The 20,278-nt window shown below is 62.5% G+C and carries 21 protein-coding genes; 7 read left to right on the top strand and 14 right to left on the bottom strand.

The window, feature by feature from the left end; translation table 11 throughout:
- Window position 1: 1 nt before the first annotated feature.
- Together ACO08C_RS01435 and ACO08C_RS01430 are read right to left on the bottom strand one after the other, a co-directional pair.
- Window positions 2-631, bottom strand: a complete 630-nt coding sequence (locus ACO08C_RS01435; protein WP_421786889.1) for a TetR/AcrR family transcriptional regulator — start codon at window positions 629-631, stop codon at window positions 2-4.
- A gap of 352 nt (window positions 632-983) precedes the next feature.
- Complete coding sequence (locus tag ACO08C_RS01430; protein WP_421786887.1) at window positions 984-1,427, bottom strand: hypothetical protein; 444 nt, start codon at window positions 1,425-1,427, stop codon at window positions 984-986.
- 132 nt (window positions 1,428-1,559) lie between these two features.
- Between ACO08C_RS01430 and ACO08C_RS01425 the strand changes: the two genes are divergently transcribed.
- Window positions 1,560-2,216, top strand: a complete 657-nt coding sequence (locus ACO08C_RS01425; protein ID WP_421786885.1) for a PAS domain-containing protein — start codon at window positions 1,560-1,562, stop codon at window positions 2,214-2,216.
- Here ACO08C_RS01425 and ACO08C_RS01420 read toward each other — a convergent pair.
- Both ACO08C_RS01420 and ACO08C_RS01415 read right to left on the bottom strand, forming a co-directional pair.
- Window positions 2,213-4,429: a PAS domain-containing sensor histidine kinase gene (locus ACO08C_RS01420; protein WP_421786883.1), complete on the bottom strand. Its 2,217-nt coding sequence runs from the start codon at window positions 4,427-4,429 to the stop codon at window positions 2,213-2,215. The two genes, ACO08C_RS01425 and ACO08C_RS01420, sit on opposite strands and share 4 nt — an antisense overlap.
- Window positions 4,422-4,838 (bottom strand): response regulator, encoded by a 417-nt coding sequence (locus ACO08C_RS01415; RefSeq protein WP_421786881.1) that lies wholly within the window; start codon window positions 4,836-4,838, stop codon window positions 4,422-4,424. Before ACO08C_RS01415 ends, ACO08C_RS01420 begins: the two co-directional genes overlap by 8 nt.
- A 199-nt stretch (window positions 4,839-5,037) precedes the next feature.
- Between ACO08C_RS01415 and aspS the strand changes: the two genes are divergently transcribed.
- Entirely contained in the window at window positions 5,038-6,837 is a 1,800-nt protein-coding gene (aspS, locus tag ACO08C_RS01410) for an aspartate--tRNA ligase (RefSeq protein ID WP_421786879.1), read from the top strand.
- On the opposite strand, the gene ACO08C_RS01405 is transcribed toward aspS, so the two are convergent.
- The 4 genes from ACO08C_RS01405 to ACO08C_RS01390 form a co-directional block, all read right to left on the bottom strand.
- Window positions 6,838-8,193, bottom strand: coding sequence for a pentapeptide repeat-containing protein (locus tag ACO08C_RS01405; RefSeq protein ID WP_421786878.1), 1,356 nt, complete (start codon window positions 8,191-8,193; stop codon window positions 6,838-6,840).
- A 69-nt stretch (window positions 8,194-8,262) separates the two neighbouring features.
- Window positions 8,263-8,748 (bottom strand): pentapeptide repeat-containing protein, encoded by a 486-nt coding sequence (locus tag ACO08C_RS01400; RefSeq protein WP_421786876.1) that lies wholly within the window; start codon window positions 8,746-8,748, stop codon window positions 8,263-8,265.
- A 113-nt stretch (window positions 8,749-8,861) separates the two neighbouring features.
- A complete protein-coding gene (locus ACO08C_RS01395) occupies window positions 8,862-9,854 on the bottom strand; it encodes a DNA topoisomerase IB (RefSeq protein ID WP_421786874.1) in 993 nt (330 codons plus the stop codon).
- A gap of 51 nt (window positions 9,855-9,905) precedes the next feature.
- Complete coding sequence (locus tag ACO08C_RS01390; protein ID WP_421786872.1) at window positions 9,906-12,218, bottom strand: hypothetical protein; 2,313 nt, start codon at window positions 12,216-12,218, stop codon at window positions 9,906-9,908.
- Between the two features lie 150 nt (window positions 12,219-12,368).
- Here ACO08C_RS01390 and ACO08C_RS01385 point away from each other — a divergent pair, with 150 nt between their 5' ends.
- Both ACO08C_RS01385 and ACO08C_RS01380 read left to right on the top strand, forming a co-directional pair.
- Window positions 12,369-12,764, top strand: coding sequence for an NADH:ubiquinone oxidoreductase subunit NDUFA12 (locus ACO08C_RS01385; RefSeq protein WP_421786870.1), 396 nt, complete (start codon window positions 12,369-12,371; stop codon window positions 12,762-12,764).
- A gap of 41 nt (window positions 12,765-12,805) precedes the next feature.
- Entirely contained in the window at window positions 12,806-13,204 is a 399-nt protein-coding gene (locus ACO08C_RS01380) for a DUF2155 domain-containing protein (protein ID WP_421786869.1), read from the top strand.
- Here the strand turns inward: ACO08C_RS01380 and aat are convergent.
- From aat to aroQ, 4 genes are read right to left on the bottom strand one after another with little or no spacing between them, the layout of a single operon-like run.
- Entirely contained in the window at window positions 13,171-13,821 is a 651-nt protein-coding gene (gene aat / locus ACO08C_RS01375) for a leucyl/phenylalanyl-tRNA--protein transferase (RefSeq protein ID WP_421786867.1), read from the bottom strand. The genes ACO08C_RS01380 and aat overlap by 34 nt on opposite strands.
- Before the next feature lie 2 nt (window positions 13,822-13,823).
- Complete coding sequence (gene accC, locus ACO08C_RS01370; protein WP_421786865.1) at window positions 13,824-15,173, bottom strand: acetyl-CoA carboxylase biotin carboxylase subunit; 1,350 nt, start codon at window positions 15,171-15,173, stop codon at window positions 13,824-13,826.
- A gap of 13 nt (window positions 15,174-15,186) precedes the next feature.
- A complete protein-coding gene (accB, locus tag ACO08C_RS01365; protein WP_421786863.1) occupies window positions 15,187-15,687 on the bottom strand; it encodes an acetyl-CoA carboxylase biotin carboxyl carrier protein in 501 nt (166 codons plus the stop codon).
- 38 nt (window positions 15,688-15,725) lie between these two features.
- On the bottom strand, window positions 15,726-16,160 hold the full coding sequence (gene aroQ, locus ACO08C_RS01360; protein ID WP_421786861.1) for a type II 3-dehydroquinate dehydratase: 435 nt from the start codon (window positions 16,158-16,160) through the stop codon (window positions 15,726-15,728).
- A gap of 78 nt (window positions 16,161-16,238) precedes the next feature.
- On the opposite strand from aroQ, the gene thiS reads away from it, so the two are divergent.
- The 3 genes from thiS (at window position 16,239) to ACO08C_RS01345 (ending at window position 17,729) form a co-directional block, all read left to right on the top strand.
- Window positions 16,239-16,439, top strand: coding sequence for a sulfur carrier protein ThiS (gene thiS, locus ACO08C_RS01355; protein ID WP_421786860.1), 201 nt, complete (start codon window positions 16,239-16,241; stop codon window positions 16,437-16,439).
- Window positions 16,440-16,443: 4 nt separating this feature from the next.
- On the top strand, window positions 16,444-17,217 hold the full coding sequence (locus ACO08C_RS01350; RefSeq protein WP_421786858.1) for a thiazole synthase: 774 nt from the start codon (window positions 16,444-16,446) through the stop codon (window positions 17,215-17,217).
- A 206-nt stretch (window positions 17,218-17,423) separates the two neighbouring features.
- A complete protein-coding gene (locus ACO08C_RS01345) occupies window positions 17,424-17,729 on the top strand; it encodes a GIY-YIG nuclease family protein (protein WP_421786856.1) in 306 nt (101 codons plus the stop codon).
- Window positions 17,730-18,017: 288 nt separating this feature from the next.
- Here the strand turns inward: ACO08C_RS01345 and ACO08C_RS01340 are convergent, their stop codons facing one another.
- The gene (locus ACO08C_RS01340) at window positions 18,018-18,806 is read right to left on the bottom strand and encodes a DsbA family protein (RefSeq protein WP_421786854.1); all 789 of its coding nucleotides are present in this window, start codon (window positions 18,804-18,806) and stop codon (window positions 18,018-18,020) included.
- A 67-nt stretch (window positions 18,807-18,873) separates the two neighbouring features.
- Complete coding sequence (locus ACO08C_RS01335) at window positions 18,874-20,235, bottom strand: M48 family metalloprotease (RefSeq protein WP_421786852.1); 1,362 nt, start codon at window positions 20,233-20,235, stop codon at window positions 18,874-18,876.
- Window positions 20,236-20,278: the final 43 nt, after the last annotated feature.

Genomic DNA, 20,278 nt, shown 5'->3' with positions numbered 1-20,278 from the left:
GTCATCCTTGGCTGTGCAGGACCGCCATGATGGCGGCGACAAAGGCATCGACATGATCGGTGAGGCGGGTCTTGATGCGCCCGTAAAGCCGGTATTCAGCGGCCTGCAGCACGACGCCCAAAGCCATCGCGGATTTCAGTTCGGGATCGGCGGCAGGAACGTCGCCAGCGGCCATGGCCGCTTCCAGCCGGCGGGTCAGCAGGTCCGACGGATCGGCGCCGCCATCGCCGGCGCGCGCCAACACGGTGTTGCGGGCGGTGAGGTGATAGGCAAAGGCCGCCGGGTCGCGTTCCGCCAGATCGCAATAGGCCATGACCAGAGCGCGCACGGATGTGGCCAGGTCGTCACCGGGTTCAAGGCGTGATGTCAACACATTGAGCAAGTTCGCATGGATCGCCTGAAACAGGGTTTGGGCGAGCGAGTCCTTGCTTTCGAAATGCCGGTACATGGCACCATTCGATATCCCGCAAGCGTGCGCGATTTCCTTGATCGACACCCCGTCCACACCTTTCGCCGCAAATAATTTCAAGGCGTTGCGTTCGATCCGCGCCTTGGTCGAGCCAGGCTTGCCCGTAATGCCGCGATCCTCCGGACCGCGCTCCAGCAGCGTGACATCGAGATAGGTTTCCATCATCGCCTCCGACGTAAGTGAGCGTTCATTTACAAAAGCGATAATGGTGCTGGCGAGATAATGCAAGTGAATAATTACTTACATCGCTCAAAGAGCATGGTTTTGGGGATAAGCGGGGTGAATGTTCGGGATACTCGGCGGCACAGGCCGTGGATAACAAACCGGACCAGGGCGGATTTACCCTGTCCGGCGCCGGTTCCGGCCCTGAACCTGGCATGATCCCGATATGAATGCGGGACCTGCCACAGCGTGATGGCGGCAGTCATTGCAAGGCGAACCCGCAGAAGCGGGTCGGGTGACGCCAGCCGGTGGGCGACGGAATGCGCGTGATGGACCGTTCGCCGGACGCCGGTCAGGCAACCATTCCGACGCTGATCATGGTGATCCGGCGGACGGTCTCGAGCAGGGCGGCGAAGGCTTCATTCGAATCCGGCTTCACCACCGAGCAGCTCACGAACGGATATTGACGGCTTTCGACAACCCCGTCCGGATCACCGGACACGACGATGGTGGGCGGAACAACAAGCCGGTCGAGTTCGGCCATCCGGTCGAGCAGCCAGGACCCGTCGCCATTGACCATCTGCAGATCGAGCAAAACGCAGCGAATGCGCGGCGCGTCGGCATAGGGTCCGGACCGGGTCAGGAATTGCAGCGCGTCCTGACCGCCGGTCACGCGATGCAGTTCAATCCCGGACCCGTGGGCTCTGAAAGCCCGCGCCGTCAAGAAGGCGTCGCCATCATCGTCCTCGACATGAAGGACATGGATTTTGCGTTCGATATTGACCAGGCCCGGCATAAGCACCCCATTGATTTGCTTGCTTTTCCCATCGACTCGTCAAACCATTTCAAAATGGTAATGAGCACCACTGCAGCGATAGCGACAAAGCCTTTAACAATCCTTCACATCGAGGATGACCACGGGGATGCGTTGCTGGTTTCGAGAGCCCTGTCCGCGTCTTCGCTGGACATCGGCAATTACGTCCATGTCGACCGGTTGAGCGACGGGCTCACCCATCTGCGGTCCAATCGCGTCGATCTGATCTTGCTCGATGTCAATTTGCCGGATGCCGCTGTATTGCGGTTCGATGTGGTCGCAGTCCGCCGGTGCAGCTCGGCACCGATCCTTTTCGTGACCGGACTCGAAGCTGCCGCGATCTCGGATACACTTGGCCGCGGCCGGACGCTGAACCACATCCGCAAGGCGGATGTCAGCGCCGAATTGTTGGAAGCCAAAATCGCCAGCCTCGCCGCAGCGGAACCGCCGCCACCCGCCGCGGCGGTGGCAGCCGGGTCGGATCACCGCTTCGAGGCGGTTTTGGAGGCGATGGCGGATCCGGTCCTGGTGGTCGACGCCTTCGGTCAGGTGTTCTGGGCCAATGAAGCCGGAGAGCGTCTGATGGCCGACAATCCGGATCAGGCCTGGACCGATTTCTTCGAACACGGCCGGACGCTGGCGACAAGTGCTTCAGTATGGTTGTACCGCGAAGGCCAGCGCCGCAAGTTCGAAGCGCGAATCAGCGAGCTGGCGGACCGCTCGGTCGGCAACGATCTGTTTGTCGCCGTATTGCGGCACGAATTGCGCTAGCTGTCCGGTGGCCTCGGGAAGGTGGCGATGAAGGTCGCGCCTTCGCCTTTGCGGCCTTCTGCGCGAATCTCGCCACCATGCAATTGCGTGACTCGCTCGCACAGCGCCAGGCCCAGCCCCGTCCCGGGATAAGCTTCCTTGCGATGCAGCCGATGGAAGATCGCGAAAATATCCTGCTGGTGACGCGGATCGAAGCCGATACCGTTGTCTGAAACGTCAACGACGTCATTGCGGCCCTGGTTGATGACACGGACCGTGACTTCAAGCGGCCGCTCCGTCGAGCGGTATTTGATGCAGTTTCCGAACAGGTTGAACAGCAAGCGGTAAAGCAGTTCCGGATCGGCATGAATCGGTCCGTCTGCCGAAACTGTCAGGCGCGCGTGCAATCCCTCCAGCGAGCCTGAATAATCCTTCCAAACGGTATTTGCGACGGATTCGACATCGACCCATTCCAGATTGACCGCGGCGCGGCCAGCGCGGGAATATTCGAGAAGGTCGGTGATTTGCTGTTGCATCCGTTCGGACGCATCCATCAGGAAGTTGAGATAGACTTTTCCGTCACCATCAAGCAGTGCCGAGTATTCGGTTTCGAGCAGGGCCGAGAATTGATTGATCTTTCGCAGCGGCTCTTGCAGGTCGTGCGAGGCAATGTAGGCGAAGCGCTCAAGTTCCCGATTGGTTTCAATCAGCTTTTCCTCGGCGATCTTGCGATCGTGAATATCCTGGATGGTGCCGACCATGCGCTGCGGACTGCCATCATCGTCGAACGACGCTTGGCCGGTGCCCAGGAACCAGCGATAGCCATCGCGTTTGTGCTTGAGCCGATATTCGACACGGAAGGGTACGCGCTCCGTGAAATGGGCATTAACGGCCGCGAACGTCATGTCCTGTTCGTCGGGATGAAGCAGGCTTTGGAAGGCCGAAAGGCTCGCCGGCAGCTCATCGCGCTCATAGCCGATCAGCTCGTAGAATATGTCCGACCAGATTTCCTCGTCGCCGCCGATATCGACCCAATCCCAAATCCCCACGGAAGCGCCGCTGGCCGCGAGCTGAAATCGTCCGTCGCTTTCGCGCGCGGCTTGCTCGGCATCGTGCATGGCCGTGATGTCGGTCGAGACCACAAGGACGCGGTCGAGCGCATTGCCGTCGCTGCTGAGCGGGATCTTGTCGGTCTGCACCCATCCGGCCTCGCCATTGGCGGGCGTATACTCCTCGACAATGCCCAAAATCGGCTCGCCCTTGCGGATGACCGCAAGATCGTCGTCATGGTATTTTTTCGCCATGTCGCCGAACAGCTCATAGGTATCGGCGCCCTCGAAATCCTCGATCTTCCCGCCCATCGTTTCGGCGGCTTTCTGATTAAGCCGCACAATACGGTTCTGATCGTCCTTCAGCCAGATCATGGACGGCACCGAGTTGAAGATGACACGCCGTTCCTCGTCGGCGCGCCGCAATTCCGTAATATCTTCCGACCAGCCGACCATCCGCAGCGGGAGGCCCTCGGCGTCGCGTTCGGCCTGTCCACGCGAGCGCAGCCAGATCGTCCCGCGTTCGCGCGCATTGGCGGGATGTTCGACCAGATACGGACGGCCGTCTTCGAGATGGGCTTCAAGCTGAGCGCGCACCTCGGCCTGCACATCGGGCGGCATGCCGGACATGAACTCCTCAATCGAAAGCACAATCTCGGTGGCCGGCAGCCCCATCAGTTCGGCCAGCTTGCTGGAGATCCAGACGCTGTCGCGCTTGAGGTCCCAGTCCCATATCCCAACGCCGGAGGAGACGAGGAGGTCGAGCCGGGATTTGGTCGATCTCAGATTCCGGTCGCGTTCGATCTCGTCGCTGACATCGCGGAAAATCCCCGAAATCCGGATCGGGGTTCCGGTCTTATCATTGGTAACCTCGCCATGCGAAAAAACATGCCGGATCCCGCCATCCGGCCGCACAATGCGCGCGCCGTAGAATTGGAAGGGCTTGCTCTCGGCGGAAGCCGCATCGACGGCGCTTTGCACCATGGCTACGTCGTCGGGATGATAGAAGTTGATGGCATCTTCGAGCGCGGGTTCCCCGTCGGCAGGATCGACGCCATGGATGCGGAAGACTTCGCGCGACCAGAACACCGTTCCATTGGCCAGGTCGACCTGCCAGTAGCCGACACCGCCATAGGCTTCTGTAAGTTGTAGGACGCGGCTGGGATTGCGCGGCGTCTCAGGCATGAGCGTGGCGACCAACCGTCTTCGCGGTTCGTAGCCAGAACGCTTTGATGTCCCCCATGGTTTCGCGGAACCTGGCGAGGCTTCCAGGCTTCTGCACATAGGCATTGGCGCGGTTTCTGTACGCCATAACGATGTCTTTGCTCGAAGATGACGTGGTGAACACCACAACAGGTGTCACCTCATGGGCTGGCATTCGGCGGATTTCTTTCAGGGTTTCGTGGCCGTCCACGCCTGGCATGTTCAGGTCGAGCAGAACCAGATCGGGCGCGTCGTCATCGCTGGAGAGGATGGCCAGCGCGTCGCCGCCATCATAGGCGCGTAGAATTTCCACATTATTATCATTGCCGTGGAGGCAATTCTTCATGATGAGTACATCGCCGTCATCATCATCGACTATCAGCACACGCATGGCGGTCCCCCGTTTAGTGCGGCCCGGTCCCAGCCTACACTAACTAACAACCTAAAGATAACGAAACACTTACCTGATTCTTTGGCGCAGTGGGGAACCGGTGACAGCTCAACCGCATCGCATTTCTTGACAATGGGCCGTCATCTCCGCCATGTCGCGCCGGTCCCATTCAACAGGCTCCCCGAACGGAATATTCGCCATGCACGCCTATCGCACACATACCTGTGCCCAGCTTCGCGCCAGCGATGTCGACACCACCGCCCGGATTTCGGGCTGGATCCACCGCAAGCGCGATCATGGCGGCCTTTTGTTTGTCGATTTGCGCGATCATTACGGGCTGACGCAATGCGTTCTCGAACCCGAAAGTCCGCATTTCGAGAAGCTCGAACGGGCAAGGGTCGAGAGTGTCGTCACCATTACCGGCAAGGTTGTCGCCCGTTCGAAGGAGACGGTGAATCCGAACCTGCCGACCGGCGGGATCGAGCTCCGCGTCGAGGACTTCGAGGTCCAATCCGCCGCTGAAGAATTGCCGATGCCGGTCTTCGGTGAACCGGAATGGTCCGAAGAAGTGCGTTTGAAACACCGCTTCCTCGATCTGCGCCGGGAGACCCTGCACGCCAACATCATGCGCCGCGTCGAAGTGATCCGCGCCATGCGCGAGAAGATGGCGGCTGCCGGCTTCTTCGAGTTCGCGACCCCGATCCTGACGGCGTCCTCGCCTGAGGGCGCGCGCGACTTCCTCGTGCCGAGCCGGCTGCATCCCGGCAAATTCTACGCCCTGCCGCAGGCCCCACAGCAATACAAACAGCTGATCATGGTCTCCGGCTTCGACCGCTATTTCCAGATCGCGCCCTGCTTCCGCGATGAGGATCCGCGCGCCGACCGTCTGCCGGGCGAGTTTTACCAGCTCGACGTCGAGATGAGCTTCGTCGAGGAAGAAGACGTCTACACGACGATGGAGCCGATCATTCGCGAGATCTTTGCGGATTTTGCCGAAGGCAAGCCGGTGACCGCCGAATTCCCGCGCATCCCGTACGACGACGCGATGGCGAAATACGGCACCGACAAGCCGGATCTGCGGAACCCGATCGAGATGCAGGATGTTACGCCGCATTTCGCGGGCTCCGGTTTCAAAATCTTCGCCGGCATGATCGAGAAGAATCCGAAGGTCCGTGTCTGGGCCGTGCCGGCGCCATCCGGCGGCAGCCGCGCCTTCTGCGACCGCATGAATTCCTGGGCCCAGAAGGAAGGCCAGCCGGGCCTGGGCTATATCTTCTTCCGCGACGGGGAGGGCGCCGGCCCGATCGCCAAGAATATCGGCGCGGACCGGACCAACGCGATTCGCCAGCAGCTCGATCTGAACGATGGCGACGCGGTGTTCTTCGTCGCCGGCGTGCCGTCCGATTTTGCGGCGTTTGCCGGCAAGGCCCGCGATCGCGTCGGATCGGAACTGAATCTCGTCGACGAGGACCGGTTCGCGCTCGCCTGGATTGTCGACTTCCCGATGTATGAATGGGACGAGGACAACAAGAAGATCGATTTCTCGCACAACCCGTTTTCCATGCCGCGCGGCGGCCTGGCGGCGCTGGAAGCCGCCGAGAAAGACGGAACGGACGCGCTGTTGGCTCTGAAAGCCCAGCAATACGACCTTGTCTGCAACGGGTTCGAGATTGCGTCCGGCTCGATCCGGAATCACATTCCCGAAACCATGATCAAGGCCTTTGGCATCACCGGCCTCGGCCCCGACGTGGTCAAGGACCGCTTCGGTGCGCTTTACCGGGCTTTCCAGTATGGCGCTCCGCCGCATGGCGGCATGGCCGCCGGTGTCGACCGCATCGTTATGTTGCTGGTGGGGGCCAAGAATTTGCGCGAGGTCAGCCTGTTCCCGATGAACCAGCAGGCCGCGGACTTGCTGATGAATTCGCCGGCGGACGCAGACGCCGCGCAATTGCGCGAGCTGAGCCTGCGGGTCGTACTGCCCGACGCGAAGAAATCCTGATCAATTGTTCTGGACGGGGTCGGGTGCCGGCGGGGCTTCGGGAGATCCGGGCCCTTTCGGTCCCAGCCGGTCTTCGACGGGCAGATCGTAAACCCACTCATAGCGGCCGCTGAGGCGGTAGCGATTGCCATCGACCACAATGCTCGGATTACCCTCAATCATGACCTGGCGGCCCGGATATTCCGAGAAGATGAGGCGCTCGCCCATGCGCTCGACGGTCAGCAGCTCTTCCGGATTGCCGCGGACCCGCTCCATCAGCTCGGCTTGCTGATCGCGAAGCTCCAGCTCGATCTCTTCGACATCGCGCAATTCCTCGGCGATCTCCGCTTCCAGCTCCTCGAACTGTTCACGCTCCAGCCCTGAATCGCGCAACCGGCTTTCGGCAGCGGCCAGCGCGCGGCGGGTTTCCGCCAGTGCTTCGCGGCGCAGCTCGAATTCGGCGATCGCGCGGCGCTGCTCTTCGCGGATTTCTTCGACCAGCACAGTCCCGCCGCCATTCGGAAGGATTGTGACTCCGTCCTCGCCGCCGGTCGTGACCCAGACCCGCAGGGAGGACCGTTCGGGGCGCCGAACATTGTCCTCCGGCCGGTCATGGCAATCATTGAGCTCGATCCCGTCCGGCAGCTCGCTGCTGGCGGTGCGGCAGGCATCGCGCAGAGCCTCCGCCGTCAGCCCTTCGACCTCGATCAGCACCGTGCCGGCGAGGCGGGCGCCTTGCAGGTTGGCACCGCTGAAATCGGCCCGGACAAAGCGGGCGCCGGACAGATCCGCGCCGCGCAAATTGGCGCGGGTGAAGATGACATTTTCGCCTTCAGCGCCGCGCAACAGCACGCCGGGCATGCGCGCGTGCCTGAAATCGGCCTCATTCATCGTCGCGCCGTCGAACCGCGAATTGAACAGCCGCGCATTCGCGAAAGTCGTACCGGTGAGATCGGTTTCCATGAAATTCGCAAGGATCATCAGCGCGCCGGACAAATCGGCGCCGGTCAGGTTCGATCCGTCGAAGCGCAGGCGTTCGCCGTGCATGTTGACGAAAACCGAATCCTGCATGTCCGATTCCTGGAACATGACACCTGACAGCCGCGACGTGGCAAAATCGGCGCGGGTCAGGCTGGAGCCGATAAAGCGCGATTCCACGATCACCGCATGGTTGAGATTGGTGTCGTCAAAACTGGCTTCGATGAGGGACGCCCCGACAATTTGCGCGCCATAGAGGTTTTCACGCGCCAGATCACAGCTGTGACACTGTCCGGAAATCGTGATGGTGCGATGCGGATGGTCGTCGCCCGCCAACGCACCGCCGGAAGCGGCCGCCAGTAAAAAGCTTGCGAGGATATGAGTGGTAATCTGTTTCACGCGAGTAGCAAATAAGCAAAAATATTGGCGCTGACGACTTAAATCGCTGTAACTCCGCCGACATTCTGCTCAGCACTGCGGAATGCGCAATCCCTGCGGCAATCGTGTGGCGATGTCGCCGCACGCTGTGTCGAGCTGGGCCTGCGTCAGGCCGCGGACCCGCTCCATTTCGGCGCCCGACAAGATCGCCCCCGACAGCCGCGCGCCGGTCAGGTCGGCGCGCCCGAAATAGACCCCGACCAGGTTGGCATTTTCAAGATTGGCATGCCGGAAATTGGCACTCGTGAACCGTCCGCCGAACATGTAAGCGGTCGACAGGTCAGCGCCGCTGAAATTCGCGCCATTCATGGTCGCCAGCGCCAGGCTGGCTTGCCGCAGACGCGCCCCGGAGAGGTCGATATTCGGCAGATCGCGATACGACAAATCGGCCTGGAAGAGATTGCAGCCTGCGCAGGACTGCCCGTTTTGCACGCGGGCAATCTGGTTTGCATCCTGGGCATGGGCGGGCCCGGCGAAGGCGATCATCAGTGCGGCAAGGCAGGCAAGGCGTGTCATGCTAGGGCGCTCCGGACTAACTGGCCCTGCAGGTGCAACATGCGGGCCGATCGGCATTTTCCCGCTTTTAGCGGATTTCATTGAGTTATTTCTTAATCTAGCGTGGCGACAGGCTAGGCGGCGCTCCGGATCACACCGAGACAGGCCCGCTCATCGACCCGCAACCGCGTCGGCCGGCCCGGATCGTCCGGCACGCGCACGGTGCGCGCGGCTTCGAGAATGGCGGGGTGGATATAGGACGATTGGGCAATCGCCGGCGTATTGCCGAGCCAGTCCGCCGCGGCCTCCGCAACGCCTTTGAGCGTCGGTTCGGCATTCCGGCGCAGCCAGGCCGTGGCCGCTACACTGCCGCCCCAGGTGCGGAAATCCTTCGCCGTGAAGGACCGTCCGAACAGTTCGGCCATCATCGCGTTCAACGAGGCTTCGGTGACCCGCCGGCGGTCATCCCGGAACACCAGCTCGCTGGACGTTTTCAAGATCTGCTTCAGGCTTTCGTAGAGATAGGGGTCATCGATCTCGATCTCCTGCGCCTGGCCACCCTTACCAGTGAAATTCAGCCGCACGCGATGACCGTTGATCTCGATATTGTCGCGGCCGAGCGACAGCGCGCCGCGCGCTCCGGTTCGGCGGTAATGGGCATAGCTGCCGATCCGCAACCCGGCCCGGTCCATCAGCCGAACCACGGTGGCATGCGCGACGAGTGCATTATCGTCCGAGCTTTCCAGGATACGCCGGACATGGGCCCGCACCCGCGGCAGCGCCTCGGCAAAGTGCGCCATGTCGGAGAATTTCGCCGCATTGGCGGCCTCCAGCCAGTCGGGATGGTAGATGTATTGACGTCGGCCCTGATCGTCCGTGCCATAGGCGAGGATATGCCCGTCCGGGTCGGGGCAGATCCAGACATCCTCCCAGGCCGGCGGAATGGCCAATGCTTTCAGGCGCGCGGCCTGCTTGCCGCCGAGCCGCCGGCCCGACGTATCGAGATAGGTGAAGCCCTTGCCGCAACGGCGGCGACGAAAACCGTCCGCGCCAGTGTCGACCGGCGTCAGGCCGGCATCCTCAGGACGCAGCCGGTCGCGATAAAGGGACGGGGCAGGGGCGAACATGACAGGTCATGAACCTAGGCCGGCCTGCCCGGGTTCCAAGCGATAGCCGGGCTAGTTCGCCGTGCCCTCTCGCTGCGACCAGCCGCAGGCCTGGCAGTCAAGCGCGCCATCTGACAGGCGCACCACCGTGAAATGCCCGCATTCCGGGCAGGGATCGCCGTCATACGTGTCCGCGTCCGCGGTCAGCAATTCCGCTTCCGGCGCATCTTCGCGCGCATCGGTCTTCGCCTTGCGCATATCGGCGGTCAGCATGACGACATTGTCCGGCAGCTGCCCGCGCGAAAAGCCCTTGGAGATGAAGCGCGCCGGATCGTCCTGCAGGATTTTCTCGCTGGCCACGCCGCGGCCGATCCCGCCGCTGGTATCCGGCTCGACTTCGGCGAGGTCGGTGCGGCCGAGATAGGAGACCGCCAGCTCGCGGAACAGATAGTCGAGGATCGAGGTGGCATGGCGGATCGAGTCATTGCCCTCGACCTCGCCGGCCGGCTCGAACCGGGTGAACACGAACGCATCTACGAACTCCTCAAGCGGCACGCCGTATTGCAGCGCGATCGAGATCGCGATCGCGAAATTGTTCATCAGCGAGCGGAAGGCCGCGCCTTCCTTGTGCATGTCGAGGAAGATCTCGCCGAGCTCGCCATTGTCGAACTCGCCGGTGTGCAGATAGATTTTGTGCCCGCCGACCGTGGCCTTCTGGATATAGCCCTTGCGCCGGTCCGGCAGCTTGCGGCGCGCAATCTGTTTTTCGACGATTTTTTCGACGATCCTTTCGACGATGCGTTCTTCGCCGGGTTCAAGATCGTCGCCGATCTCGTCGAGCAGGGCGGTCAGGCCAGAAGTCGGGCGGGAAATGCGGATATCCGGAAGGCCGGCCTTGCCCGCTTCGCGCATCAGCCGCGCCACCATGTCCGGCCCGGCATCGGGCGGCAGTTTCAGGTCGACATCGGCCGGACCGTTAATCGTCTCCAGAAGGACGCTGGCAAGACGGATGACGGCATCGGGGGCGGGCCGCGCAAAGGTGGTCATCGCGCTTTTGTCGGACAGGCCGAGACCGAGTGTCTTCAGACCGGCGATGACACAGGGCCGCATCTGGCGGCCCTCCGCTGTCTCGATCAGAATGTCGTTCAAGGGCGCAAGGCCCGAGGAATCGGCTTCCATCAGCCGTGCCACGCTTCCGTCGGGATCGAGGCAGGCCACGGTGATCCGCTCGCCAACCGCATCGCGCACCGCTGCGGCGATTTCGCCGGCCAGCGCACGGGCCTCGTCGCTGTCATAGGCGAGGCCGGATTGGGCAAAGAGCGCAGCAAACCCGGTCAGCGATAACGTCCCGGCGGGCTCGGACTTTTTGACCCGCGCCCGCAAGACGTCACCCCACCGGCCCGCGAGCTTGCCGATGGCCGCGGGGTCTCTGCCAATAGCGGGCAGGTTGAGATGCAGGACCGGTCCCGGTGCGGATCTTGGGTCAGCGAAGCGTAAATCCGGCGCCCCGAAGCTCCAGATCGATTGCGCGATCTCCTGCCACCATTGGCGGGCCGCCACTTCCGTTCCGTCATGGAACGCCCAGTCGGCATCCTCCGCTTCGGCAACGATCAGGGCGTCCGGAATGGCCAGAACGGGGGTCTCGGCAGGAGCGGACGGCGTCAGCCCCAGCTCGGGCTCGTCGAACTCGCCCTGCCGCGCCAGCGCCAGCGCATGCTCGATCGCCTCGTCCGGCGCCCCGTCTCGCCGCGCCGCCTGCAGCGCCTTCTTCAGCGCCGGGTTCAGCGCGGGATCGAGACAGTCCTCGACATCGCCGGCACAGCCCGCCACGGCATCGCCAATCGCTTTCAGCCGGTCGCGCAGCACGCGCGCCCCGACATCGCCGATCGCCGCCTCCATGCGGGCCGTGCTGATCTCGTGTGCGAGGCTGCGCGCTTCGCCGGTATCGCCTGGAATGATCGGCACATCCGGCGCAGGCGGTTCAGCCGGCAGCGCATCGCCATAGGCAATATCCGATCCGGCATGGCGCCAGAGATGCGCGTCCGGCACGACGGTCCGGCCGGCGAGATCGCGCATCAGCGTGTCCGGGAGGGGCACATCCTTCAAGGGCCGGGCGAAATGAGCCGCGATGCGATGCAGCACCGTCTCACCGTCGGACTCCAGCGCGCGCTCCGCGCCATCGGCTATACGCGGCCGGAAGACCTCCGGCCCGCGGCTGCCCTTTTTGGGTTTTGTGGCGACCGGGCGCGGCACGCTGCAAATTTCGGCCAGCGCCGCCACGGCCGCGACATCCCACTGATCCGGCGCGCGGAAGGCCGTCGGCGCGCCGCCATCCGGATCGTCCAGCGTGAAGGTGGTGAACTTGACCGGTTTCGATGTCGCCATGGGTCAGCTCCCGAGGTTGAGAATCACTTCGCGTCGTCGAAATCATACGCCCCGGCCGGGCACTGCCCAACGCGCACAGAGCGCACTGGACCAAAAGCATGTGGATAGGCATATTCCGCGCCGAGTCTGACCCGATCAAAGGACCTCGCCATGCTCGGAAAACTGTTTGCCTGGTGGAATGACGCCACGCCGGGAACCTATCTGACGCTCGCCATGAAAGGCGCGTCAAAGGTCGGCGAGGACGAATACGGCAACAAGTATTTCGAGGAAAAGAAGGCGACCGCGTCCGACGGCCGCAAGCGCCGCTATGTGGTCTACAAGGGCTATGCCGATGCCAGCCGAGTGCCGATGGCCTGGCATGGCTGGCTGCATCACACCTATGCCGATCCGCCCTCGGGCGACGAAAAGCGCCATGTCTGGGAAAAGGAACACGAGCCGAACCTGACCGGCACCGTGCATGCCTACAAGCCGTCCGGCTCGTTATCGCGCGGCGGCCGGCGTCAATCCGCCAGCGGTGATTATGAAAGCTGGTCGCCCGAAGGGTGATCGCGCTCGACGCAATCGCCATTGCACGGCATCATGGTCTCATGACTCTTATCCGGCGTTTTCTTCTTGGCGTTCTGCTGGCCCTGCCGCTGGCCGCGGCATCGGCGCAGGAATTGTCCAGCCGTCCGGGCACTGTCCTGGTCATGCGCGGCCTCGACAAGGTGACGGCCCGTACCGAGGATTTCGAGATCCGCATTGGCGAAGAGTTCCAGTTCGGCTCGCTGACCATCCTGCCGCGCTATTGCCGCGAGCGTCCGCCGGAGGAGACGCCGGAAATCTTTGTCTTCGTGGAGATTTTCGACCGCCGCCAGGACGAGGACGGGATCATCGAGGAAGGCGGCGCGCGGGTCTTTTCCGGCTGGATGTTTGCCTCCAATCCGGCGCTCAACCCGCTCGAGCATCCGGTCTACGACGTCTGGCCGATTGACTGCAGGGCGTAGGCGCCACTCGCCCCCTCCGGCATCGCAAAAAAATCCGCTTCGAGCGCCACTGCGGCTTCGAGCCTGTCCCGGTAGGCCTCGGCCTTGACTTCCTCAGTGCCGAACTGGCGCAGATGCTGGGTCATGAACTGCACGTCGAGCAGGGTAAAACCGCCCATCTTCAGGCGCGCGACGAGATGCACCAGCGCGACTTTCGAGGCGTCTGTGACGCGTGAAAACATGCTCTCGCCGAAGAATGCGCCCCCCAGCGTCACACCATAAAGCCCGCCGACCAGCTCGCCGTCTTTCCGGCATTCGACCGAATGGGCATGGCCCATCTCGAATAGCTCGCCATAGAGCCAGCGGATCGGCCGGTTGATCCAGGTATTGGAGCGGTCCGGTGCCGGTTCGGCGCACCGCGCGACGACTTCGTGGAAATCGCGGTCAATCGAGATCTCGAACCGGTCCTGGCGCACCGTGCGCCGCAACCGCCGCGGAACGTGGAATGTGTCCAGCGGAATGTTGGCGCGCACCGGCGGGTCGATAAGATACAGGTTCGGATCGTCGGCCGAATCCGCCATCGGAAAGACGCCGGTGCGATAGCAGTCGAGAAGATCGGCCGGCCCAAAGCCCGGCATGTCTAGTCTTTCGCGCGGTCGGCGAGCCAGCTTTCCAGCCAGCGGATGTGGTAATCGCCGGACCGGAACGCCTCTTCCTCAAGCAGGGCGAGGTGCAGCGGGATCGTCGTCTTGATGCCGCCGACGACCATTTCCTCCAGCGACCGCTTCAGGCGCAGCAGCGTCTCCTCGCGCGTCTTGCCGGACACGATCAGCTTGCCGATCAGGCTGTCATAATAAGGCGGGATCGAATAACCGGCATAAAGCCCGCTATCGAGGCGCACGCCGAGACCGCCCGGCGCGTGAAACTCGGTGACCTTGCCCGGCGAGGGCGCAAAGGTCTGCGGGTCTTCGGCATTGATCCGGCACTCGATCGCCCAGCCTTCGAAGGTGATATCCTCCTGCGTGTAGCCGAGCTTTTCGCCCGCCGCGACGCGGATCTGCTCGCGCACCAGGTCAAGGCCGGTGATCGCCTCGGTGACCGGGTGTTCCACCTGCAGGCGGGTATTCATCTCGATGAAGTAGAACTCGCCATTCTCGTAGAGATATTCGACCGTGCCAGCCCCGCGATAGCCGATCGCGGCGACCGCATCGCGCGTGATCTGGCCGATCCTGGCGCGCGCCTTGGCGTCCAGCGCCGGCGAGGGGGCTTCTTCCAGCACTTTCTGGTGGCGCCGCTGCAGCGAACAGTCGCGCTCGCCGAGATGCACGACATTGCCGTGCTGGTCGGCCAGCACCTGGATCTCAATATGGCGCGGCTGGCCCAGATACTTCTCGAGATAGACGGCCCCGTCACCGAACGCCGCTTCCGCTTCGCGCGAAGCGGTCTCGACGGCCTCGCGGAAATCGTCCGGCGTCTGCGCCACCTTCATGCCGCGCCCGCCACCGCCGGCGGCGGCTTTCACAAGCACCGGAAAGCCGATCTCCTTGGCGATTTTGGCCGCCTCGTCGATATCGGTGATCCCGCCGTCCGAACCGGGTACCACCGGGATGCCGGCATCCTTCACCGCCTGCTTTGCGGTGATCTTGTCACCCATCAGCCGGATATGCTCGGCCGTCGGCCCGATAAAGACGAGATCGTGCGCTTCAACGATCTCGGCAAAGCGGGCGTTTTCCGACAGGAAACCGTAGCCAGGGTGAATCGCCTGCGCGCCGGTGATCTCGCACGCCGCAATGATTTGCGGGATTTTCAGATAGGACTGGCTGGCCGGGTTGGGCCCGACGCAGACACTCTCGTCGGCGAGCTTGACGTGCATTGCGTCGCGGTCGGCTTCGGAGTGAATGGCCACCGTCTTGATGCCCATTTCGCGGCAGGCGCGGTGAACCCGGAGCGCGATCTCGCCGCGATTGGCGATGAGGATTTTATCGAACATCTCGCAGCGCCGGTCAGTCGATCACGAAGAGCGGTTCGCCGAATTCCACCGGCTGGCCGTCTTCGACCAGCATGGCGGAAAGCTTGCCCGATTTCGGCGCGGTAATGGGGTTGAAGGTCTTCATCGCCTCGACCAGCAGGATGGTGTCGCCTTCCTTGACCGCGCTGCCAACCTCGGCAAACGCATCGGCATCCGGATTGGGCCGCAGATAGACCGTGCCGACCATCGGGGACGGCGTCGCATTCGCCGGGGCCTCTCCTGCGGATGACGCAGGTGCGGCGGGCGCGGCGGCCGCAGGGGCCGGAGCGGCGGCAACAGGAGCCGCTGCGGGCATCGCCGCGACCTGCTGGATCGGCGCGGCCTGGATCGTCCGCGCAACGCGCAAACGCAGCTCGCCCCGCTCGACCTCGATCTCGGTCAATTCCGTTGCCCGAAGAATCTCGGCGAGTTCCCGCACCAGTTTCGGTTCGATCGCGGTCTCTTTCTTCGCACCGGACTTGGATGACGTGGTCATGCTTGCTTGCCCTCTTTGAACGCGGATTCGCGCGTGTTCTAGATCAGCTTGGCGGCGACCGCCACCGCCTCGGCATATCCGGCGGCACCTTTGCCCGCGATGCTCCGTGCCGCGGCGGGCTCGACATAGGAGACATGCCGGAAAGCCTCGCGCGACTTCGGATCGCTGATATGCACTTCGATAACGGGTATGGAAACCGCCTTTAAAGCGTCGTGTAAAGCAATGGATGTATGCGTGTATGCGGCCGGATTGATGATGATCGCGGCAAACCCGTTGCGCGCTTCCTGGACCCAGTCGATCAGCTCGCCTTCATGGTTTGACTGCCGGAAATCGATGGTCAGCCCGTGCTCGCGCGCCGTTTTCGCGCACATGGCCTCGATATCCGCCAATGTCTCATGGCCGTAAATCTCCGGCTCGCGGGTGCCGAGCAGGTTGAGATTGGGTCCGTTGAGGATCATCAGCGTTCGTGCCATCTGCGCCTTGCCCCTTGACGTGAGAGGCGGGTTCTACGACCTCCGGAAGGGAGATATCAAGCCAATGAGGCCGCTGACGTGAAACTGACGATCAATGGCGAGGTGCGCGAGTTTGCGGACGGGCTGACCGTGTCCGGTCTGGTCGAGGCGCTCGGCCTCCACCCGAAAAAAGTCGCGGTGGAGCGCAATCTGGAAGTCGTGCCCAAATCGCTGCATCCGGAAACGGTGCTTGCCGATGGCGATAAAATCGAAATCGTCCAGTTCGTGGGCGGAGGATAGATCCATGCAAGACACATCGCTCACTGTGGCCGGCCGAGAGTTGAAATCGCGCCTCATCATCGGCACCGGCAAATATAAAAGCTATGAGCAGAATGCCCGCGCGCTGGAAGCCTCCGGCGCCGAAATGATCACCGTCGCCGTGCGGCGCGTGAACCTGACCGATCCCGACCAGCCGCGCCTCGTCGACTTTATCGATCCGGAGAAATACGTTTTCCTGCCCAATACGGCGGGCTGTTTTACAGGCGAGGACGCCGTGCGCACGCTGCGCCTGGCGCGCGAAGCGGGTGGTTGGGATTTGGTGAAACTCGAAGTCCTGTCTGACCCGAAACATCTCTATCCCGACATGGCGGAAACCCTGCGTGCCGCCGAGATGCTGATCAAGGACGGGTTCGACGTGATGGTCTATTGCTCGGACGATCCGGTCTACGCCAAGAGGCTCGAAGAAGCCGGCTGTTGCGCGATCATGCCGCTGGGTGCGCCGATCGGCTCCGGGCTCGGCATCCAGAACCCGGTCAATATCCGTCTCATCATCGAAGAGGCGAAGGTCCCGGTCATCGTCGATGCCGGCGTCGGCACGGCGTCTGATGCGGCCGAAGCGATGGAGCTGGGCTGTGATGGCGTGCTGATGAATACGGCCATCGCCGAGGCCAAGGATCCGGTCCGCATGGCGCGCGCCATGAAGCATGCCGTGATCGCCGGGCGCGACGCCTATCTCGCCGGCCGCATGCCGAAGAAGCGCTATGCCGACCCGTCGAGCCCGCTGGGCGGGCTGATTTAGGTTTTTGTACGCCCGTCTTCCTCCGGTTTAACCGGAGGATCTCGAGGCAGGACGCCCTTCGTTCGAGATGCTCCGGTCGAGCCGGAGCAAGACGAGGTCATGTGGGGTTGAAATCAAAATAAACCCGCTTTCCTCCGGCTTGACCGGAGGACCTCTTCGGCCCCTCGGCCTTGATTAAAAATGAAATGCAATCAAAGATTGCAGTCATGTCGACGCGCTACCCCTGCATTGCCGTCTACATGATGGCGAGCCGGAAGGACGGTCCGATCTATGTCGGCGTCACGAATGACTTGGTTCGCCGGGTATACGAGCATCAGGCGCGGCTTCGCGGTGGCTTCACGTCGAAATACAATTGCCGTCGCCTTGTTTGGTATGAAGTGCACGAGATGATGTCAGCTGCGATTGGACGCGAACGGCGGCTGAAGCATTGGCTGCGCGCCTGGAAAATCGAGCTTATCGAGTCCGGCAATCAGGATTGGCGCGATTTGTCCGAAACGCTCTGGCACACATAGAGATGCTCCGGCCGGGCCGGAGCAAGACGAGGTAATGTGGGGTTGAAATCTATAGAAATCCGTCTTCCTCCGGCTCGACCGGAGGATCTCGATGCTTAGCGCCCTTCGGTCGAGATGCTCCGGTTAAACCGGAGCAAGACGAGGGTTTAACCGGAGCGAGACGAGGCGTTTTGGGTTGGGACTTATTTGGTTCCGCCTTCCTCCGGCTTGACCGGAGGACCTCAATGGATAGCGCCCTTGGTTCGAGATGCTCCGGTTTAACCGGAGCAAGACGAGAATATGTAGCGCCTATTCACCGCCGCCGGCTTCGGCGCGGCGCAGGGCGGCAATTTCATTCGCCAGAGTTTCATCCAGCGCGGCGCGGTTGGCGCCCGAGATCGGGCGTCCATTGATGATGAAGAAGGGCGTGCCGTCCGCCCCGATGGCGCGGCCGAGCGCATAGACCTGCTCGAGATGCGTCTGGATCGCCGGATCGTCCATGTCGTCCCGCATCCGGTCGACATCGGCGCCGGCCAGGCGCGCGAAATTCTCGATCCGTCCGGCCGGCAAAGGGCCGCTCGACTGGATCATCGCCGTGTGGAAACGCCAGTAGACATCGTCGCCCTGACGCAACACCGCCAGCGCGGCGCGGGCGGCTTCACGCGATTCCGGCCCGAGGATCGGATATTCCTTGAATACGAAACGGATATGCTCGCCATAGGCTTCGCGGGCTTCATTCACCCATTCCGAGGCAATCCGGCAATAACCGCACTTGTAGTCCATGAACTCGACGATCACGATCGGCGCATCCGCATCGCCGAAGGACGGGTCGCGCTCATCGCCATAGATCAGGTCGGCATTCGACCGGATCGCGCTCATCATCGCGGCCGTTTCGCGCTGGCGCGCACGGCGTTGCAATTCGATCAGCGCTTCCTCGATAATCTCCGGGTTTTCGAGAATGTAATTGCCCACCATCTCGCGGATTTCCGCGCGTTGGGCCTCACTGAAGACATCGTCGCCGTCATCCGCGTAAGCGGGCGCGGCAAAAACGGCCAGCGCGGCAAAACAACCGGTCAAAGCGGCAATCAACGCATTCATGGACAAGCCCCTTGGAGTTCCCGCCCTGATTTAGCGGCTGCCGGGTCAACTGCCAATGACGATGCTGTTATCGCTCGCGGCGCGGGGCACGCAATTCACTGGGGCTCATGCTGGCCTGTGCGACCGCCATCAGCTCGCCGGCCCGGAACCAGTCCACGGACCCGGCCTCAAGCTGCGGCCGGGCACGCGCGGCAAACTGCATGGCGCGGCTGTTGTCGCCCACGGCGAAAGCCTGTTCGGCGATGGCGAGCTGCGCGCGCGGCGTATCGCCATTGCGTTCGTGAACGATGGACAGCTGGTACCAGGCAAAGCTGTTGTCCGGTTCGACATCCAGCGCCACCCGGAGGTGCTGGCCGGCCGCTTCCAGATGCTCGGGATCTTCCGATGCGATCATCGACATGGCGAGATTGATGCGGAGCAGGGGGGCTTGCGGCAACAGATCGACCGACCGCTGATGGTAGTCGATCGACTCCTCGGCGAACCCGCTTTCAAACAGCATCTGGCCGTAGAGCTCCTGGAAAAACGGATTGTTGGGTTCTTCTGCGATCAGCGATTCAATCTCGCGCCGGGCCAGCGGCATCTGCGCATCGCGATAGTAGGCAACCGCACGTGCATATCGCGCCGGCAGGCTCTGATCGGTGATCGGATAGCGATAGAAGACATGCCCCGGCTCGGCCATGAAGCCATAGATCTTGGCCTGCAGCCGCGCCAACCGCTCGACTTCCTCGGCCGGCGGTTCCTGATCGATATAGGGCGAGTTGGCCACGCTCTCGCGCAGGGATGTCACGCGCACCGACGACAGCGGGTGAGTCTGAAAATACGGGAAGCGGCGCGCCGGGCTGAAAGCTTCCTGATAGCGGAAGCGCTCGAAGAATTGCATCAGGCCGGCGGGAGAGGTGCCGGTCGCTTCAAGATAGCGCAGCGCCGCCTGGTCGGCAGCGGATTCCTGGGTGCGCGTATAGCTGAAGAATTGCAGCGCGCCGAATTGCTGGCTGGAGGCCATCAGCGCCGCCCCGGCCTGTCCTTCGCCGGCCAGTGCGGCGATCACGCCGAGGCCCAGCGTGGCGAACATGGGAATGGCCGCCTGGTTCATCGCTTCGCCGGTTCGTGCCAGGTGAGCCCCGGAAATGTGACCGGTTTCGTGCGCCAGAACCCCTTGGACCTGCAGCGGGTTCTCCGCCTCCAGGATCATCCCGGTGTGGATGAAAATGTTCTGCCCATTGGTCACGAACGCGTTGATCGACGGGTCGGCCACGATGTAGAGGCCGACATCGTTCGGCACCAATCCGGCCGCCTCCAGGAAGGGGTCGGTGTAATCGCGCAGCATGATCTCGATTTCGGTATCGCGGATTAGCGATTGCGCAGCGGCAGGCGCGGCCGCCAACGGGATCGACGCAAACAACGAAATCAGAGCGATAAGGGCACGCATGAAAACTTCCTTCAACCAGCCCCCGCTGACTTGGAACCTATCA

The organism is Hyphobacterium sp., from assembly GCF_965229905.1.
In the GTDB taxonomy this organism is placed as follows: Bacteria; Pseudomonadota; Alphaproteobacteria; order Caulobacterales; family Maricaulaceae; genus Hyphobacterium.
Note: the sequence above shows the minus strand (reverse complement) of the source record. Positions and strands in the feature narration are given on the sequence as shown.

Bases quoted from the DNA above. Each gene is read 5' to 3' on its own strand.
- ACO08C_RS01435 (WP_421786889.1), bottom strand. From the start codon at position 631: ATGGAAACCTATCTCGATGTCACGCTGCTGGAGCGCGGTCCGGAGGAT.
- ACO08C_RS01430 (WP_421786887.1), bottom strand. From the start codon at position 1,427: ATGCCGGGCCTGGTCAATATCGAACGCAAAATCCATGTCCTTCATGTC.
- ACO08C_RS01420 (WP_421786883.1), bottom strand. From the start codon at position 4,429: ATGCCTGAGACGCCGCGCAATCCCAGCCGCGTCCTACAACTTACAGAA.
- ACO08C_RS01415 (WP_421786881.1), bottom strand. From the start codon at position 4,838: ATGCGTGTGCTGATAGTCGATGATGATGACGGCGATGTACTCATCATG.
- aspS (WP_421786879.1), top strand. From the start codon at position 5,038: ATGCACGCCTATCGCACACATACCTGTGCCCAGCTTCGCGCCAGCGAT.
- ACO08C_RS01400 (WP_421786876.1), bottom strand. From the start codon at position 8,748: ATGACACGCCTTGCCTGCCTTGCCGCACTGATGATCGCCTTCGCCGGG.
- ACO08C_RS01395 (WP_421786874.1), bottom strand. From the start codon at position 9,854: ATGTTCGCCCCTGCCCCGTCCCTTTATCGCGACCGGCTGCGTCCTGAG.
- ACO08C_RS01390 (WP_421786872.1), bottom strand. From the start codon at position 12,218: ATGGCGACATCGAAACCGGTCAAGTTCACCACCTTCACGCTGGACGAT.
- ACO08C_RS01385 (WP_421786870.1), top strand. From the start codon at position 12,369: ATGCTCGGAAAACTGTTTGCCTGGTGGAATGACGCCACGCCGGGAACC.
- ACO08C_RS01380 (WP_421786869.1), top strand. From the start codon at position 12,806: ATGACTCTTATCCGGCGTTTTCTTCTTGGCGTTCTGCTGGCCCTGCCG.
- aat (WP_421786867.1), bottom strand. From the start codon at position 13,821: ATGCCGGGCTTTGGGCCGGCCGATCTTCTCGACTGCTATCGCACCGGC.
- accC (WP_421786865.1), bottom strand. From the start codon at position 15,173: ATGTTCGATAAAATCCTCATCGCCAATCGCGGCGAGATCGCGCTCCGG.
- accB (WP_421786863.1), bottom strand. From the start codon at position 15,687: ATGACCACGTCATCCAAGTCCGGTGCGAAGAAAGAGACCGCGATCGAA.
- aroQ (WP_421786861.1), bottom strand. From the start codon at position 16,160: ATGGCACGAACGCTGATGATCCTCAACGGACCCAATCTCAACCTGCTC.
- ACO08C_RS01350 (WP_421786858.1), top strand. From the start codon at position 16,444: ATGCAAGACACATCGCTCACTGTGGCCGGCCGAGAGTTGAAATCGCGC.
- ACO08C_RS01345 (WP_421786856.1), top strand. From the start codon at position 17,424: ATGTCGACGCGCTACCCCTGCATTGCCGTCTACATGATGGCGAGCCGG.
- ACO08C_RS01340 (WP_421786854.1), bottom strand. From the start codon at position 18,806: ATGAATGCGTTGATTGCCGCTTTGACCGGTTGTTTTGCCGCGCTGGCC.
- ACO08C_RS01335 (WP_421786852.1), bottom strand. From the start codon at position 20,235: ATGCGTGCCCTTATCGCTCTGATTTCGTTGTTTGCGTCGATCCCGTTG.